The organism is Mycobacterium venezuelense (assembly GCF_054919535.1).
The window spans coordinates 13,870-29,712 of the sequence record NZ_JBONDW010000011.1; the positions used below are offsets into that span (position 1 = coordinate 13,870).

Genomic DNA, 15,843 nt, shown 5'->3' on the forward strand with positions numbered 1-15,843 from the left:
GGAGGTTGACGATCGGTAAGGCCACCCTTAGTTTGTGGGGGTAACTTTCCCGTTGACCCGATGGGGGACTGGTGGCGATCCACGATGTCGCAACTCGCGTCGGCGGGCGTCCGCCGCAGATCGCGGTGGCTGACATCGTCGAGGCGGGACGCGAACTGGGCATGCGGCGGTTGAGTGTCAACGCCGTGGCCGCCCGGCTCGGGGTCTCCGCGACCGCGCTGTATCGCCATATCGGCGGCCGTTGGGAGCTTGAGCGGCTCGTGGGGGAGAGCCTGCTCGCCGAACTCGAACTCGGCGACGATCCGAACGAAACCATCGAGGAACATCTGCTGTCCTTCGGGGTGCGGCTGCACGGCTTCGCGCTCGACCATCCCGGCCTCGCCGCCTACCTGCAGCTGCTGTTTCCCCGCGGCGAAGCGGGCGCGCGGCTCCTGGCCGACGAGGTGTCCATCCTCGGCAGGCGCGGCTACCCGCCTGAGTCGGGCGCGCTGCTCAGTAGCTCGGTCGCCGTGGTGGCCATCGGACTGGCCGCCCAGCACGAGATCAAGGCCGAGGCCAGCGTCAGCGACGAGGGCTTCGACCGGGAGCGCGACGCGATCGCCGAGCGCCTCGCCGGTGACGCCGCGCTCGGTCCGGTACACACCGCGGGCATGCAACTGACCAGCAGGCAGTACGTGGACTTGCTGCTGAACGCTCTGATCCGGGGATTGCTGACGACGGTGGCGCCCGGCAGACCGATCGACGAGATCGTGGTGGATCTGACCGCCACGGGAGAGGACCGCTGATGGCACGCGGATTCCAGGGGGTGATGATGCGTGGCTTCGGCGCGCGTGATCACCAGGCCACCGTGATCGGCACCGAGCAGGTGACACCTAATCTGCTGCGGCTCCGAATGGTCTCGCCCACGGTGTTCGAGGACGCCGTGGCCGAGCCGACGTCATACCTGCGCTTCTGGGTGCCCGATCCGGACGGCTCGAAGACCGAATTTCAGCGCGCATACACGATGACCGAAATGAACCCGGAGACGGGGCATTTCACGATCGACGTGGTGCTGCACGAGCCGGCGGGCCCGGCCTCAAGATGGGCCAGAGAGGCCAAGCCGGGAGACAGCGTTCCGGTGATGTCGCTGGGTTCACCCGGCTTCACCGTTCCCGAGGATCCGCCTGCCGGCTATCTGTTGATCGGTGACGCCGCGGCGACACCGGCCATCAACGGCATCATCGGCGTTGTCCCCCACGACATTCCCATCGAGGTCTACCTCGAGCAGCACGACGAGAGCGATCTGCTCATCCCGATCGCCGAGCATCCGCGGCTGACTCTGCACTGGGTGGTTCGCGACGACACCGCGTCGCTGGCTGCGGCGATTGAGTCAAGAGACTGGTCGGACTGGTACTGCTGGGTGACGCCGGAGGCCGGCTCGCTCAAGCACCTGCGGACCCGGCTGCGCGACGAGTTCGGCTTTCCCAAGTCCGAACTGCACGCCCAGGCGTACTGGAATCAGGGCCGCGCGATGGGCACCAAACGCGACGACGAGACTCCTGACGCCGCACCGGCCGCCGCAAAACCGGCGGCAGATAAGCCCAAAGCCGCGGTGCCCGCGACCGGCGCCCGCGGCAACTGGCGCGCCCAGGCCGCGGGCCGGCTGCTGGCGCCGCTGAAAAACAAACTGATCGTCTCCGGTGTCCTGCAGGCGCTGATCACCCTCGTGCAACTCGCGCCGTTCGTCCTGCTGGTCGAACTCGCCAGGCTGTTGCTGTCGGGCGCCGACTCCGACCGGCTGTGGACACTCGGGCTGACCGCGGTCGGACTGCTCGGCACCGGAACGTTCCTCGCCGCGGCGCTGACGTTGTGGCTGCACTGGATCGACGCCAATTTCGCGCGCGATCTGCGCAGCCGGCTGTTGACCAAAATGGCCCGGTTGCCGTTGGGCTGGTTCACCGCCCGCGGTTCGGGCTCGATCAAACAGCTTGTGCAGGATGACACCCTGTCCCTGCACTATCTGGTCACGCACGCCATCCCGGACGCGGTCGCGGCGGTCATCGCGCCCATCGCCGTGCTGGTGTATCTGTTCGTGGTGGACTGGCGCCTGGCACTGGTGCTGTTCATCCCGGTGTTGACCTACCTCGTGTTGATGTCGGTCATGACGATCCAGTCCGGCCAGAAGATCGGGCAGGCGCAACGCTGGGCCGAGCGGATGAGCGGCGAAGCCGGCGCATACCTCGAAGGCCAGCCCGTGGTGCGGGTTTTCGGCGGCGCCGCGTCGTCGAGCTTCCGTCGCCGCCTCGACGAGTACATCGAATTCCTGGTGACTTGGCAGCGGCCGTTCACCGGCAAGAAGTCCTTGATGGATCTGGTCACGCGGCCCGGCACGTTCCTGTGGTTGATCGCGGTCGTCGGGACTCCGATGATCGTCGCCGGTGCGATGAATCCGGTTGATCTTCTGCCGTTCCTGTTGCTGGGCACCACATTCGGCGTCCGACTGCTCGGTATCGGCTATGGGCTCAGCGGTATCCGCGGTGGCATGCTCGCGGCGCGGCGAATCCAGACCGCGCTCGACGAAGCCGAACTCGCGGTGGTTGCCGGCGAGAGTCCGGCTGCCGCGCCCGGCGATGTGGCCTTCGACAACGTGACGTTCGGGTACCGGCCGGGCGTGCCCGTGATCCACGATGTCTCGCTCGCCCTGAAGCCGGGAACCGTCACCGCGCTCGTCGGGCCGTCGGGTTCGGGCAAGTCCACACTCGCCGCGCTGCTGGCCCGCTTCTACGACGTGGGCGAGGGCTCGATCACGGTGGGCGGCAGCGATATTCGCTCGCTATCCGCCGACGAGCTGTACCACCGCGTCGGGTTCGTGCTGCAAGAGACCCAACTGGTGGCGGGCACCGTCGCGGAGAACATCGCGTTGGCCGATCCCGATGCAAGCATCGAACGGATCCAGCAAGCCGCACGCGACGCCCAGATCCATGACCGTATCCTGCGGTTGCCCGACGGCTACGACACCCCGCTCGGCGCGGCCTCGAGCCTGTCCGGCGGTGAGAAGCAGCGGCTCACGATCGCACGGGCGATCCTCGCCGACACGCCGGTGCTGATCCTCGACGAGGCGACGGCCTTCGCCGACCCCGAGTCGGAATACCTTGTGCAGCAAGCACTCAACAGGCTGACCAAGGACCGGACCGTGCTGGTGATCGCGCACCGGCTGCACACCATCACGCACGCCGATCAGATCGTCGTGCTCGACGCGGGCCGGATCATCGAAACCGGCACGCACGAGCAATTACTCGCCGCGGGCGGCCGTTACCACCAGCTGTGGGAGACCGGCCGGCGCGACGCCGTCACCGCCGGGGAGGCCGCCCGATGATCCGCACGCTGATCGCTCTCGTGCCGGCCGCGATGCGCGGCAAGCTGGGCGTCTACTCGGTACTCACGCTGGTATCGGTGCTGATTCGCGCGGTGGGAACAGTGCTTTTGGTACCGCTCGTCGCCGCGCTGTTCAGCGATACGCCCGCCGACGCGTGGCCCTGGTTGGGGTGGCTCACCGCCGCGACCGTGGCCGGCTGGATCGTCGACACCACGACATCGCGGCTCGGCTTCGCGCTCGGGTTCGCAGTGCTGGACAACACCCAGCACGACGTGGCCGACCGGTTGCCGAACATCCGGCTGGACTGGCTGACGGCCGAGCACACCGCGACCGCCCGCCAGGCGATCGCCTCGACCGGGCCCGAACTCGTCGGCCTGGTGGTCAATCTGCTGACCCCGCTCATCGGCGCGATCCTGTTGCCCGCCGCGATCGCGGTGGCACTGCTGGCGGTGTCGCCGCCGCTCGGTCTGGCCGCGCTGGCCGGCGTCGTGGTGCTGCTCGGCGCGCTGTGGGCGTCGGGCCGGCTGAGCCGCAAGGCCGACACCGTCGCCGACGAAACCAACAGCGCATTCACCGAACGCATCATCGAATTCGCCCGCACCCAGCAGGCGCTGCGCGCGGCCCGGCGCGTCGAGCCCGCGCGCAGCCTCGTCGGCGGAGCGCTGGCCGCCCAGCACGGCGCCAGTGTCCGCCTGCTGGCCATGCAGATTCCCGGGCAGCTGTTGTTCAGCCTGGCCAGCCAACTGGCGCTGATCCTGTTGGCCGGCATGGCCACGGTCCTCACCGTGCGCGGCGAACTCGGTGTACCAGAGGCCATCGCGCTGATCGTCGTGATCGCGCGCTACCTCGAACCGTTCACGGCGTTGAGCGAACTCGCGCCCGCGATCGAGTCGACGCGTGCCACACTCGGCCGCATCCGTGGTGTGCTCGACGCCCCTTCCCTGACCGCAGGGACCGCGGGCCTGCCGGATCTGAAATCCGCGCCGCGCATCGAATTCGACAACGTGAGCTTCGCTTACGGCGACAGCCAGGTACTGGAGAACGTGAGCTTCGTGCTGGAACCGGGCGGCACCACGGCGATCGTCGGACCGTCGGGCTCAGGCAAGAGCACGATCCTGTCGCTGATCGCGGGGTTGCATCAGCCGACCGCGGGCCGAGTGTTGATCGACGGCGTCGACGCCGCCACGCTCGACGCCGAAACCCGGCGCGCCGCAACCAGTGTGGTGTTCCAGCATCCATACCTGTTCGACGGGTCGATCCGGGACAACATCCTGGTTGGCGACCCGGCCGCGGACGACGAACGACTGGCGGGGGCGATCCGGCTGGCTCGCGTCGACGAGCTGACCGGCCGGCTGCCAGACGGCGACGCCGCCAAGGTCGGCGAGGCCGGTACGGCGCTGTCTGGCGGTGAGCGCCAACGGGTCGGCATCGCGCGTGCCCTCGTCAAACCCGCGCCGGTGCTGCTCGTCGACGAGGCGACCAGTGCGCTCGACAACGAGAACGAGGCAGCCGTCGTCGACGCACTCACCGCAGATCTTCAGGCCCGCACGCGAGTGATCGTCGCGCATCGGCTCGCCAGCATCCGCCACGCCGACCGCGTGCTGTTCCTCGACGCGGGGCGGATCGTGGAGGACGGCAGCATCGACGAGCTGCTGGACGAAAACGGCCGGGGCCACCGTTTCCGTGAGTTCTGGCGCCAACAACACGAGGCCGCGGACTGGCAGATCACGCACTGAGTCGGCCCAACCCCCTGTTGAGCGTCTCGATCTCGCGGTAGCGTTGGCGCGAATTCGACACGCGTCAAGTCGAGAACACTCTCGTAGGGCAAAGGGGCTCACCATGGGGATTGCGCTGACCGACGACCATCGCGAACTGGCCGATGTAGCACGCTCGTTCCTCACTGCGCAGAAGGCCAGGGCCGCGGCCAGGGAGCTGTTGGACGCGCCGGAGGAGAACCGGCCCGTGTTCTGGGACGAGATCGCCAAACTCGGCTGGCTCGGCCTGCACATCGGCGAGGAGCACGGCGGATCGGGCTACGGGTTGCCCGAACTCGTCGTCATCGTCGACGAACTCGGCCGCGCCGTGGCGCCCGGCCCATTCGTACCCACGGTGGTGGCCTCGGCGGTGATCGACCACGCGGGCACTGACGAGCAGAAGGCGCGGCTGTTACCCGGCTTGATCGACGGCTCGGTGACGGCCGGCTTCGGGTTCGGAGACGACATCTCCGTCGAGGACGGGGTCGCCAACGGCACCGCGCGTGTCGTGCTCGGGGGCGCGTCGGCCGATCTGCTGCTCCTCGTGTCCGGCGATGACGTGCTCGTGATCGATCGTGCGCGGGTGTCGGTCGAGGTGCCGACGAACCTGGACCTGACGCGCCGATCCGGACGCGTCCTGCTCGACGCCGTTGCGGTGGCCGACGCCGAAACCCTCCGTGGTGCGCGCGCGGGCGCGGTGGCCAGGGCCCGGCTGCTGCTGGCCGCCGAAGCCGCGGGCGGGGCATCGGACTGTGTGGATGCCGCAGTCGAATACGCCAAGGTGCGTGAGCAATTCGGCCGCACCATCGCGACCTTCCAGGCCATCAAACATCACTGTGCCAACATGATCGTGGCTGCCGAGTCGGCCGTGGCACTCGTGTGGGACGCGGCGCGCGCCGCCGACGCCGACGAAAAGCAATTCCGCTTGATGGCGGCAGGCGCTGCGGCGCAAGCGTTTCCCGCGTATGTCCGCAACAGCGAGCTCAACATCCAGGTGCACGGTGGCATCGGGTTCACCTGGGAGCACGACGCGCATCTGCACCTGCGGCGAGCCATGACCGTTCGGGCGGTGCTCGGTGGCGACGGCCCCGCGAATGACGTGTTCGACCTGACCGCGGAGGGTGTGCGCCGGACCAACAGCCTCGATCTGCCGCCAGAGGCCGAGGCGCTGCGGGGCGCCGTGCGTGCCGATGCGGCCGATCTCGCGAAGCTGGAGGGCCAGGACCAGCTCCACAAGTTGATCGCAACGGGATACGTGATGCCGCACTGGCCGAAGCCCTGGGGCCGGGCCGCGGACTCGATCGAGCAGTTGGTCATAGACCAGGAGTTCCGCGCGGCGGGCGTCAAGCGACCGGATTACGGCATCACCGGATGGGTGATCCTCACGCTGATCCAACACGGGACACCTTCGCAGATCGACCGATTCGTCGACAAGGCGTTGCGCAAGGAAGAGATCTGGTGCCAGCTGTTCTCCGAGCCCGATGCCGGATCGGACGCCGCGGCTATCAAGACCCGCGCCACGCGGGTCGACGGCGGCTGGAAGATCAACGGGCAGAAGGTGTGGACGAGCGGTGCGCATTACTGCAGGCGGGGTCTCGCGACCGTACGCACCGACCCCGATGCGGCCAAGCATGCCGGCATCACCACCGTGCTGATCGACATGAAAGCCCCGGGCGTCGAGGTCCGGCCGCTGCGGATGATCAGCGGTGGTTCGGAGTTCAACGAGGTGTTTTTCAACGACGTCTTCGTGGCCGACGAGGACGTTGTCGGCGAGCCCAACAGCGGCTGGACCGTGGCCCGGGCGACGCTCGGCAACGAGCGGGTGAGCATCGGCAGTGGCTCCGGTGTCGTCGGGGTCGATCCCACCGCACTCGTCCCGATTCTTGCCGAGCACCCAGATGCCTTGGCCGGGGCCAAGGTCCGGGTCGGGAACTTCATCGCCAACGACCATTCGATGAGGTTGCTCAATCTGCGGCGCGCGGTCCGCAGCATCGAGGGCGCGGGCCCGGGGCCGGAAGGCAACATCACCAAACTCAAGCTCGCCGAGCACATGGGCGAATACGCAGCGATCTGGTGTGCCCTGCTGGGGCCCGACGTCGCACTGATGGACGGCCCGGCCGGGATCGCCGCACAGATGGCAATGGGTGCGCGGGCGATGGCGATCGCCGGCGGCACGTCCGAGGTCACCCGCAACCAGATCGCCGAGCGGATCCTCGGTATGCCGCGAGATCCGCTCATCAAGTAGTCGTCGGCCCGGCTGTGTCGTTCCCGGCCGGACTTGAGCTCCCACTACTGTAACTATTACAGTTAGTCGTCCCGGAATGGTGTCGGGTGGCGGGGAGGTCAGGTGACGACGGCTCAATTGGTGTTCGATCCGTTCTCGGCGGACTTCTTCAACGGTCCCTACGAGACCTATCGGCGGATGCGCGAGGAAGCGCCGGTCTATTACAGCGAGGAGTACGACTTCTACGCGCTGACCCGGCACGCCGACGTGGCGGCGGCGTTCAGGGACTTCGAGACCTATTCGTCGGCATACGGCGTCGATCTCGGAATGGTGCGAACCGGGCAGAAGGTGCAGGCGAAGATGATCATCTCGCTCGACCCGCCCGAGCACCGGCACATGCGCAGCCTCGTCAACAAGGTGTTCACACCGCGGGCCATCTCCGCACTGCGCGACTTGGTCGAGACGCAGGTCGAGCGGTACCTGGGTGGTGTGGATCCGGACGGATTCGACGTCGTCTCGGACTTCTCCGCGTTCTTTCCCGTCGAGATCATCACGGGCATGCTCGGGGTCCCCGTCGAACTCCGCCAGCAGGTGCGGTTGTGGATCGACGAACACCTGCACCGCGAACCCGGTCAGATCGACATGTCCGAAGCTGGGATCGAAGCCATGGCACAGGCCTGGCTGATGTACTACGACCTGATCAAACAGCGCAGGGCCGAACCGCGAGACGACATGATCAGCCAACTGGTCGCCGCCGAGATCGAACGCGAGGACGGGCGGTCGTCGCGGCTGCGGGACTCCGAGATCGCGGGCTTCGCAACGCTGCTCGGCGGTGCCGGAGCCGAAACGGTGACCAAGCTGATCGGCAGTGCCGCAGTGTTGTTCGGCCGTCATCCCGAGCAGTGGCAGGCGCTCTACGACGACCGCGACAAGATCCCCGCCGCGATCGAAGAGCTGCTGCGCTACGAGGCGCCGGCACAGTACAACGTGCGGCGGTCACAGCGTGCGGTGCGGTTGCACGGCGTCACGATTCCGGAGGGCAAGCCGGTGTTCCTGGTCGGTGGGTCGGCGAACCGCGACCCGCAGGCCTGGACGGATCCTGACGTGTTCGACATCGATCGCGATCGGACCGAGGCACAGAACCTGGGGTTCGGGTACGGCATCCACAGCTGCCTTGGCGCAGCGCTGGCCCGGCTCGAATGCGCCATCGCACTCGACAAACTCCTGGATTTCATGCCGCGCTTCGAAGTGGACTGGGCGCGTTGCGAACGCGTGAGTATGCAGAACGTTGCGGGCTGGTCACACGTGCCGGTGCGGGTGCTGCGATGAGGGCCGACCGCAACGCCGGTCCGATGGCCTATCGGCTACACGTTGTCGCGACCAACGCGGCCGACGTGGTGACCCATGCGGCGGGTCTGATCGTGGACCGGGTGATGGGCGGCTGGCGTGTCACGGTGTCGTTGACGGACACCGGCGATGTGCGGCCGCTGCAGATTCTGGGCGCCGAGCTCGTCGACGCCGATGATGGCAGCGCCGTGCCGGAGGAGGACCGGTGTCTCCTTGCCATTGACGCCGACCTGTATCTTCTTGCGGCACAGGAGAATACCGACCTGCTGTCCCGGCCTGCCGAGGTGCTGATCTGGGGCAGGCCCGCGCAGGCCGATCGCGCCATATGCCACCGGCTGAGCGCCGCCGGGCGTGCGTTCAAATCCGAAGCACTTGCCGCGTGCGGCGCGGCCGACTTCGCGGTGGGCTGGACCGAGGACTTCGCGACGGCAGATTCACAGGAGGAAGCCGCGACCCTGCGCGCTTGAGTTCCGGCACTTCTCCACGCGATCTCCACACGTTCTCCAAGCAGCGCCACGTGCCCCGCGGGCAGGCTCGTCGACATGAAGATCAAAGGCCCCATCCTCACCCTCGGCGCCGTCGCGGCGCTGGGCACCGGGATATTCCTGGTGAATGTCAACCAGCAGCCCGAGGCTTCCGCGCCGCAGCCGGTCGCGGCGACCGCTGCCCCGGCCCCGGTATCGCCATCGGTGGCTCCGACAACGCCCGCCCCGGCCCCGTTCGGTGCGCGCGAGGACTTCATCGCCGACATCCCGACCAAGAACGGAAACCTGGGTCTGCAGATCAGTGTCACCGGAACCACCGCGAGGGCCTACGCCTGCGACAACAAAGGAGTCGAGACGTGGCTTTCCGGCAGCGCCGAGGACGGCGTGCTGAAACTCGTGAGTGCCGATTCAGCCGCACAGCTCGACGGACGCCATGTCGGCAACACCGTCGTCGGAAACCTGCGGATCGGTGAGAAGCGTTGGAACTTCACCGCGAAGCCGGGTGAGACCAGTGTTTTCTGAGCAGTCGTCGGACACCGACTTTCATGCCGCCCCGACCCGGCCCGCGCCAGTCGTCGCGCCGCGGGGGACCGCGATGGTCCTGGTGCCGGTCGTGGCCGGGGCGGCGGTTGCCGTCGCGCTCGGGGTTTTCGGCAGAGTGCATGAGCCACAGTTCTTTTCGGTGAGCGTCGCGGGGTTCTCGAGTGGCACCGCGGTCAAGTCGTGGCTCGCGACCCTGGCCGTGACGCTTGCGGTGTTCCAGCTGGTGTCCGCGTTCGTGATGTACCGGCTGACGCCGAGCGGCCGCTCCCCGTCCTGGATCGTGCCTGCACACGTGTGGTCCGGGCGCCTCGCGGTGCTGGCCAGTGTGCCCGTAGCCGTGCACTGCCTGTATGCGCTCGGCTTCCAGTCCACCGACTCGCGGGTGTTCTTCCACTCGCTGTTCGGCTGCTTCTTCTACGGCGTGTTCGTCACCAAGATGATGTTGCTGACGCGAAAAAACCTCAGGCCGTGGGTCATTCCGATCGTGGGCGGCCTGCTGTTCTTCGTGCTGGTCTATGTCTGGTTGACCTCGGCCCTGTGGTTCTTCGACACCACCGGCCTCACCTTCTGAAAGTGGATTCCATGTATCTGTCTCGTCGTCAGGCCCTCGTCGGCACCGGGATCACGCTGGCCGCAGGCACCGTCGCGGGCTGCGCCACCTACGGCAAAGCACCGGCCGAACCGGCACCTGCGCCCCCGCAGGGTGCTCAGCCGCAGGTCATCGCCAAGACCGCGGACGTGCCGGTCGGATCCGGCGTGATCGTCGGTGACGGCAAGGAAGCTGTCGTCATCACCCAGCCCACGGCCGGTGACTTCCAAGGTTTCTCGTCGGTGTGCACGCACGCCGGCTGCGCGGTGTCCGAGGTCGTGGGCACATCGATAACCTGCCCGTGCCACGGCAGCAGCTTCAACCTCGACGGTACGGTGGCGAAGGGCCCGGCAAAGCGCCCGCTGGACGCAAAACCGATTGCGGTTCAGGGCGATTCGATCACGTTGCAGTGAGCATCAGGCCTTCGCGAGCTGCTTCTGCTCGTAGAGGCGTGCCCATTCGGCTCGCGGGCGGATCGACACGTCGACGTCGGTGGCCTTGGCGCGCAGGGCCCCTGCGGTCGCCTTGTCTTTGGGCGTCAGCTTGAACGGATCCCAGCCGAAGAACCGGCAGGAGTTCTCCCACGTGATCTTGTTGATGTCGGAGTCGCTTGCGCCCGCGGCGTTGAGCTCGGCGAGCACCTGCTCGGGTGCATCGGGCCAGAAGCAGTCGGAATGCGGGTAGTCGCACTCCCAGGCGATGATGTCGATACCGATCTCGTGGCGCAGTTTCAGCGACGTCTTGTCGGTGACGTAGCAGGCCAGCGAGTGCTCGCGGAACACATCGCTCGGCAGCTTGTCGCCGAAGTCGCGACGCAGCCACTTCTGGTTGGTGTAGTGACGGTCGCTGCGATCGAGATAGAAGGGGATCCAGCCGATTCCGCCTTCCGAGAAGGCGAACTTCAGATCCGGGTAATTGCGCATCGCGGGACCCCACAGCAGATCCTGCGCGCACATCGCCGACACTTGGGTGGCCAGGATGATCAGGTTGTCGATGGGCGCGTTGGGCGCCATGCTGATCGCCCCGAATCCGGTGCCGATGTGCAGGCACATCACCACGTTCTCCTCGGACAGCGTCCGGAACACCGGGCCCCAGTACTCGTCGTCGTGATAGCTCGGAAGCCCTTCGAGGTGAGGCAGTTCTGGCATCGTCACCGCGCGGCACCCCTTGGCCGCCACCCGGCGGATCTCGCGGCACATCGCCTCGGGATTCCACGTCGGCAGGATCGCGATCGGGATGAAGCGGTCCGGGTAGGAACCGGCCCACTCGTCGATGTGCCAGTCGTTGTAGGCCGAGACCATGACGAGCGTGGCTTCCTCGCGATGCATGTTGAGATGACGTGCGGAGAACCCGGTGAACGTCGGGAAGCACATCGAGGCGAGGATGCCGTTGCGGTTCATGTCGCGCACGCGCTCGTGCACGTCGTAGACGCCGGGACGCATCTCGGCGAACCCGGCCGGATCGCGGCCCCATTCCTCGGCGGGCCACGACACCACGGCGTTGAGCCCACTGACGCCCTGCGGGCGGCCCTGGTACATCCACTGGTCGACGCCCTTGTCGTCGGTGACGACGATCGGCGCCTCGTCCTTGTACTTGGCCGGGACATGGCGCAGGAACATGTCGGGCGGTTCGACGACGTGGTCGTCGATGCTCACCAGGATGAGGTCGTCGGTCTGCATAGGTTCAGTAGTACCGTCTAGAACTGTGACCGGCTCTGCGCTTTCGGACAGAGGTTTGACCCAATCGGCCAACATTGCGCGGCCGGTCATCGAACTGCGCCGGGGCGGCCGTGCGCCGTCCGGCAGCTATCTCTACGAGGGCGAAGGGTTGATCACCGGCTGGCACTCGCATGAGGTGCACCAGATCGAGTACGCGCTGCACGGGGTGGTCGAGGTCGAGACCGACACCGCGCACTACCTGCTGCCGCCACAGCAGGCCGCCTGGATCCCGGCCGGCCTCGAGCACCAAGCGGTGATGAATCCGGACGTCAAGACGGTCGCGGTGATGTTCGACCCCGGGCTGATCCCCGGCGGCGACCGGGCGCGCATCATCGCCGTCTCGCCGCTGATCCGCGAGATGATGATCTACGCGTTGCGCTGGCCGATCGACCGCACCGACAGCGATGCAGTCTCCGACACGTTCTTCCAGACCCTGGCAAATCTGGTGGTCGAGGCGCTCGATCACGAGGCGCCACTGAGCCTTCCGACTTCCGAGCACCCGATCGTCGCCGCGGCGCTTGCCTACACCAAGGAGCACCTGGATTCGGTCACTGCCGACGAGGTGAGCCGGGCGGTGTCGGTGTCGGAGCGGACATTACGCCGTCTGTTCGCCGAGACGCTCGGATTGTCTTGGCGCACATATCTTCTGCACGCGCGGATGCTGCGGGCGATGGCACTGCTTGCCGCACCGGGCCAGTCGGTGCAGGCCACTGCGACAGCGGTCGGATTCGAGAGCCTGAGCGCGTTCACCCGGTGCTTCGCCCAATTCAGCGGTGAGACCCCGTCGGCGTACCGGGCTCGTGCGCGTCAGTAGTACGCCGACGAGCGTCCGCCGAATGCCGGCTTAGACGGCGTGTCGATGTGCAGACACGGTCGCTCGCGGTGCCAGGGAAGCAGCTTATGACCGGCAGCTGATCTCCATGCTGTCGCTGTCGCGGGCCGCGAAGTTGACGCTCACGTATCCGTTCGCTTCGTCACGGACGTAGTCCAGGTACAGCTGGGTGCCGGCCATCGAGGTGTTGTCGGCAACCAGCAGTGCTCCGGGAACAAGTTGGGGCTCAAGCACTTTGAGGACCGGGAGGTAGAGTTCCTTCCAGCCGTCGAGCAGCACGAACCCGATGTCGCCCGCAACCGTCCGCAGCGTTTCCAGAGCATCGCCCTCCAACACCGTGATGATGTCGTCGAGTCCGGTTTCGGCGAACGTCGCACGGGCGGCCGCGACTTTGGCCGCACTGAGTTCGGTGGTGAACACCCGGCCGGTGCCGTTGTCGCGGACCGCCGACGCCAGATGCAGCGCCGACAGGCCGAACGACATCCCGAACTCGACCACGGTTTGTGGGCGGCCGGCCCGCACGAGCGAATACAGCAGCCGGCCGGCCTCGCGTGTCACCGGCATGTAGATGTCGCTGAGCGCGTCCGCGCGCTCCTGCGCGCTGGCGTTCTCCAACTGCGCGAACCTGCCGGGGCCGTCGGCGCGGAATCTGGCCTGTTGTTCGGAAGCCGCGGTGTACAACCGATCCAGCGCACCGGCGACTCTGTCATCGTTGAGGGTAGCCACGCTGACGAACGTACGCGCGATGGGACGGTCATGAGTCGAACGAAAGCTGTGCAGCTGCTATGTATTGCGGTGATCACGGCCGTCCTGGCCGGTTTGGGTGCAACACCGACGGCGCTGGCGGGCGGTTACCGCACCATCACCCTGACGTTCGTGCGGCATGCGCAATCGGCGGGCAACGCGTCGGGTCTCATCGACACTTCGACCCCCGGCCCCTCGATCACCGAGCTCGGCCGCAGCCAGGCGCTCGCGAGCGCACAGAAACTTTCGGGCAACGACTACGACGGAATCTTCGCCTCGACCATGATCCGCACTCAGCAGACCGCTCGGCCCATGGCCGACAGCCTTCATGAGCCGGTCACCGTGCTGCCCGGTCTCCGCGAACTCGAGGCGGGTGTGTACGAGGGGCAACCGGAGGCCGCCGCGGCCGACACGTACTTCGGCGCGCCCCAGCTGTGGCTGCAAGGCGATCGCATGGCCCGGATTCCCGGATCGGTCGACGGCAACGAATTCGACGCGAGGTTCGATCAGGCCGTGCAGCAGATCTACGACACCGGCGACGACAAACCGGTCGCCTACTCCCACGGCGGCGCGATCATGCTGTGGGTCAACATGAACGTCGGCAACCCCGATCCGCAGCTGCTGCGCACCCATCCGCTCGACAACACGGGCTATGTCGTGGTCAAGGGCAACCCGACCGATGGCTGGACGCTGCTCGACTGGGACGGCGTCAACCCACGGTGAGTCAGCCCAGACCCACGATGCGCTGGATGCCCGTCGCCGATCCCTGGTAGAGCACACCGTCGGGGGCCGTCGTCCCGGCCATCTGGATCGGGTCGGTGGCGATCGTTGCGCTCATGAACTGTTCGGTCACCAGCGCGCCCGACGCGGCGTCGACTGCGGCGTAGAAGTACGTGTCGGCAGGCGACGTGCCGAACTGGTCGCCCAGTGGATTGTGGCGCGTGACCGTCGCGATCAGACCGTCTGCCACCGAGAGTTTCGGCACGGCCGCCGAACGCACGGTGTTGTTCCAGACCACGTCGCAACCCGATCCGTCCGCCCGGACGTCAACGCGTGTCATGCCGCCGACGAACGGTGCGGTCGGCGGCACCGCCGGCCCGGCCCCATCGGGCACGGCGGGGTACGGATAGCCGTACGTGCTCGCCGCGATGACCGTGCGGCCCGCGCCGATCGGTGAGTTCTCCGAGCCCGGCCCGCCGGAGGTCAGTACCGGCGTCGTGCACACCACGGCGCCGGAAGCCGAATCGACGACCAACAGATGCACCTGGTTGTCGGCGTTGTCGATCAAGCTGAGGTAATCGCCGCCCGTGACCGGGCCGAAGAACGTCGGCGTCGACCCGCTGCCCCAACTGAGCTGGCCCGGTTTGCGGGCCGAGCCACGGTCGTAGCCGACCCGGAACTTCACCACCGGTTTGCCTGCCGCGTCTTCGGTCAGCACATACAGCGCATGGCTCGTCACCACAGCTGTGCCCTGTGGTGCCGTGGCGATGCTGTTGTCGACCCGCTCGCCGGCCGGCAGCGCCACCGAGGTGACCGCGCCTGTGGCCGTGTCCACGATGCCGACGGTGGCGCCTGCCGTCGCGTACCAGACCTTGCCGTTGTAGGCAGGCGCGACGCTCGTGACGGTGTCGCCCGGGGGCAAACCCGCACCCAACGGCGTCGACTCGGCGATGCCCAGGTTCCACAGCCCCAGCTTGTTGGGCGTGTGAGCGACCCGGATCAGGTTGTTGTCGCCGTCGACGAGCACCATGCGGTCGGCGTCGTCCAAGTAGGCATAGACGCCGCCGAGCAGGCTGCCCGCGGCCACCGCCATGCTCGCGAGTGGAATACCGGTGGTCTTGTCGAGCAGGTAGACCCGCGGCGTGCGGCCCAGAACCTGCGTGCACAGGGCGACGGGCATGCCGTCGCGGCCGATCAGCACGGTCGGGCACGCCGCGCCGAGCGCGATGGGCTGGGTGAGTACGTGGCGGGTGCCGGGGCCGCGCAGCGGTGTGGTGTCCGACGCGCCGCTGTCGCCGTGCATCGCCGCGGTGCCGGCCGGGCCGTCGTGCGGATTGTCGGGCAGTTGCGGACCGTACAGACTGGCCGCGTGCGCGGGGTCCGGCAATGCCACGGCCGCTGATAGGACCGCCACCAACACGGCCGCCAGGAACTTTGCCGGCCATCCGGTAACGGACATTCGTCAACTCCTGGCGCCGGCGGGTTCGTCGGGATCCGAACGCTACGGACGCGCGGTCACGAAACCGCATCTG

At 67.3% G+C, this 15,843-nt stretch carries 14 protein-coding genes; 11 read left to right on the top strand and 3 right to left on the bottom strand.

Annotated elements, in window-relative coordinates:
- Nucleotides 1-71 precede the first annotated feature (71 nt).
- The 9 genes from ACRCUN_RS18920 (at nucleotide 72) to ACRCUN_RS18960 (ending at nucleotide 10,710) form a co-directional block, all read left to right on the top strand.
- Nucleotides 72-785 (top strand): TetR/AcrR family transcriptional regulator, encoded by a 714-nt coding sequence (locus tag ACRCUN_RS18920; protein WP_462143163.1) that lies wholly within the window; start codon nucleotides 72-74, stop codon nucleotides 783-785.
- Complete coding sequence (locus tag ACRCUN_RS18925) at nucleotides 785-3,355, top strand: ABC transporter ATP-binding protein/permease (protein ID WP_462143164.1); 2,571 nt, start codon at nucleotides 785-787, stop codon at nucleotides 3,353-3,355. Before ACRCUN_RS18920 ends, ACRCUN_RS18925 begins: the two co-directional genes overlap by 1 nt.
- Nucleotides 3,352-5,091, top strand: coding sequence for an ABC transporter ATP-binding protein (locus ACRCUN_RS18930; RefSeq protein WP_462143165.1), 1,740 nt, complete (start codon nucleotides 3,352-3,354; stop codon nucleotides 5,089-5,091). The genes ACRCUN_RS18925 and ACRCUN_RS18930 overlap by 4 nt, the downstream gene beginning before the upstream one ends.
- A gap of 103 nt (nucleotides 5,092-5,194) precedes the next feature.
- Entirely contained in the window at nucleotides 5,195-7,354 is a 2,160-nt protein-coding gene (locus ACRCUN_RS18935) for an acyl-CoA dehydrogenase family protein (protein WP_462143166.1), read from the top strand.
- 102 nt (nucleotides 7,355-7,456) lie between these two features.
- The gene (locus ACRCUN_RS18940; protein WP_462143167.1) at nucleotides 7,457-8,662 is read left to right on the top strand and encodes a cytochrome P450; all 1,206 of its coding nucleotides are present in this window, start codon (nucleotides 7,457-7,459) and stop codon (nucleotides 8,660-8,662) included.
- Nucleotides 8,659-9,147, top strand: a complete 489-nt coding sequence (locus tag ACRCUN_RS18945) for a hypothetical protein (protein WP_462143168.1) — start codon at nucleotides 8,659-8,661, stop codon at nucleotides 9,145-9,147. The genes ACRCUN_RS18940 and ACRCUN_RS18945 overlap by 4 nt, the downstream gene beginning before the upstream one ends.
- A 75-nt stretch (nucleotides 9,148-9,222) precedes the next feature.
- Nucleotides 9,223-9,687, top strand: coding sequence for a hypothetical protein (locus tag ACRCUN_RS18950; protein ID WP_462143169.1), 465 nt, complete (start codon nucleotides 9,223-9,225; stop codon nucleotides 9,685-9,687).
- 73 nt (nucleotides 9,688-9,760) lie between these two features.
- Entirely contained in the window at nucleotides 9,761-10,279 is a 519-nt protein-coding gene (locus ACRCUN_RS18955) for a DUF6529 family protein (protein WP_462143327.1), read from the top strand.
- An 11-nt stretch (nucleotides 10,280-10,290) separates the two neighbouring features.
- On the top strand, nucleotides 10,291-10,710 hold the full coding sequence (locus tag ACRCUN_RS18960; protein ID WP_462143170.1) for a Rieske (2Fe-2S) protein: 420 nt from the start codon (nucleotides 10,291-10,293) through the stop codon (nucleotides 10,708-10,710).
- A 3-nt stretch (nucleotides 10,711-10,713) separates the two neighbouring features.
- On the opposite strand, the gene ACRCUN_RS18965 is transcribed toward ACRCUN_RS18960, so the two are convergent.
- Complete coding sequence (locus ACRCUN_RS18965; RefSeq protein ID WP_462143171.1) at nucleotides 10,714-11,976, bottom strand: amidohydrolase family protein; 1,263 nt, start codon at nucleotides 11,974-11,976, stop codon at nucleotides 10,714-10,716.
- A gap of 25 nt (nucleotides 11,977-12,001) precedes the next feature.
- Here ACRCUN_RS18965 and ACRCUN_RS18970 point away from each other — a divergent pair, with 25 nt between their 5' ends.
- Nucleotides 12,002-12,829 carry an AraC family transcriptional regulator gene (locus tag ACRCUN_RS18970; protein ID WP_462143172.1) on the top strand — a complete coding sequence of 276 codons (828 nt, stop codon included), beginning with the start codon at nucleotides 12,002-12,004 and terminating at the stop codon, nucleotides 12,827-12,829.
- An 84-nt stretch (nucleotides 12,830-12,913) separates the two neighbouring features.
- Here the strand turns inward: ACRCUN_RS18970 and ACRCUN_RS18975 are convergent, their stop codons facing one another.
- On the bottom strand, nucleotides 12,914-13,573 hold the full coding sequence (locus ACRCUN_RS18975) for an O-methyltransferase (protein ID WP_462143173.1): 660 nt from the start codon (nucleotides 13,571-13,573) through the stop codon (nucleotides 12,914-12,916).
- A gap of 30 nt (nucleotides 13,574-13,603) precedes the next feature.
- Here ACRCUN_RS18975 and ACRCUN_RS18980 point away from each other — a divergent pair, with 30 nt between their 5' ends.
- A complete protein-coding gene (locus tag ACRCUN_RS18980; RefSeq protein ID WP_462143174.1) occupies nucleotides 13,604-14,314 on the top strand; it encodes a histidine phosphatase family protein in 711 nt (236 codons plus the stop codon).
- Nucleotide 14,315: 1 nt separating this feature from the next.
- Here the strand turns inward: ACRCUN_RS18980 and ACRCUN_RS18985 are convergent, their stop codons facing one another.
- Nucleotides 14,316-15,770 carry an NHL repeat-containing protein gene (locus tag ACRCUN_RS18985; protein ID WP_462143175.1) on the bottom strand — a complete coding sequence of 485 codons (1,455 nt, stop codon included), beginning with the start codon at nucleotides 15,768-15,770 and terminating at the stop codon, nucleotides 14,316-14,318.
- Nucleotides 15,771-15,843: the final 73 nt, after the last annotated feature.

What these genes read in the sequence shown, in the direction of transcription:
- ACRCUN_RS18935 (WP_462143166.1), top strand. Translation starts at nt 5,195, where the DNA reads ATGGGGATTGCGCTGACCGACGACCATCGCGAACTGGCCGATGTAGCA.
- ACRCUN_RS18955 (WP_462143327.1), top strand. Translation starts at nt 9,761, where the DNA reads ATGGTCCTGGTGCCGGTCGTGGCCGGGGCGGCGGTTGCCGTCGCGCTC.
- ACRCUN_RS18980 (WP_462143174.1), top strand. Translation starts at nt 13,604, where the DNA reads ATGAGTCGAACGAAAGCTGTGCAGCTGCTATGTATTGCGGTGATCACG.
- ACRCUN_RS18985 (WP_462143175.1), bottom strand. Translation starts at nt 15,770, where the DNA reads ATGTCCGTTACCGGATGGCCGGCAAAGTTCCTGGCGGCCGTGTTGGTG.
- ACRCUN_RS18945 (WP_462143168.1), top strand. Translation starts at nt 8,659, where the DNA reads ATGAGGGCCGACCGCAACGCCGGTCCGATGGCCTATCGGCTACACGTT.
- ACRCUN_RS18925 (WP_462143164.1), top strand. Translation starts at nt 785, where the DNA reads ATGGCACGCGGATTCCAGGGGGTGATGATGCGTGGCTTCGGCGCGCGT.
- ACRCUN_RS18965 (WP_462143171.1), bottom strand. Translation starts at nt 11,976, where the DNA reads ATGCAGACCGACGACCTCATCCTGGTGAGCATCGACGACCACGTCGTC.
- ACRCUN_RS18960 (WP_462143170.1), top strand. Translation starts at nt 10,291, where the DNA reads ATGTATCTGTCTCGTCGTCAGGCCCTCGTCGGCACCGGGATCACGCTG.
- ACRCUN_RS18950 (WP_462143169.1), top strand. Translation starts at nt 9,223, where the DNA reads ATGAAGATCAAAGGCCCCATCCTCACCCTCGGCGCCGTCGCGGCGCTG.
- ACRCUN_RS18930 (WP_462143165.1), top strand. Translation starts at nt 3,352, where the DNA reads ATGATCCGCACGCTGATCGCTCTCGTGCCGGCCGCGATGCGCGGCAAG.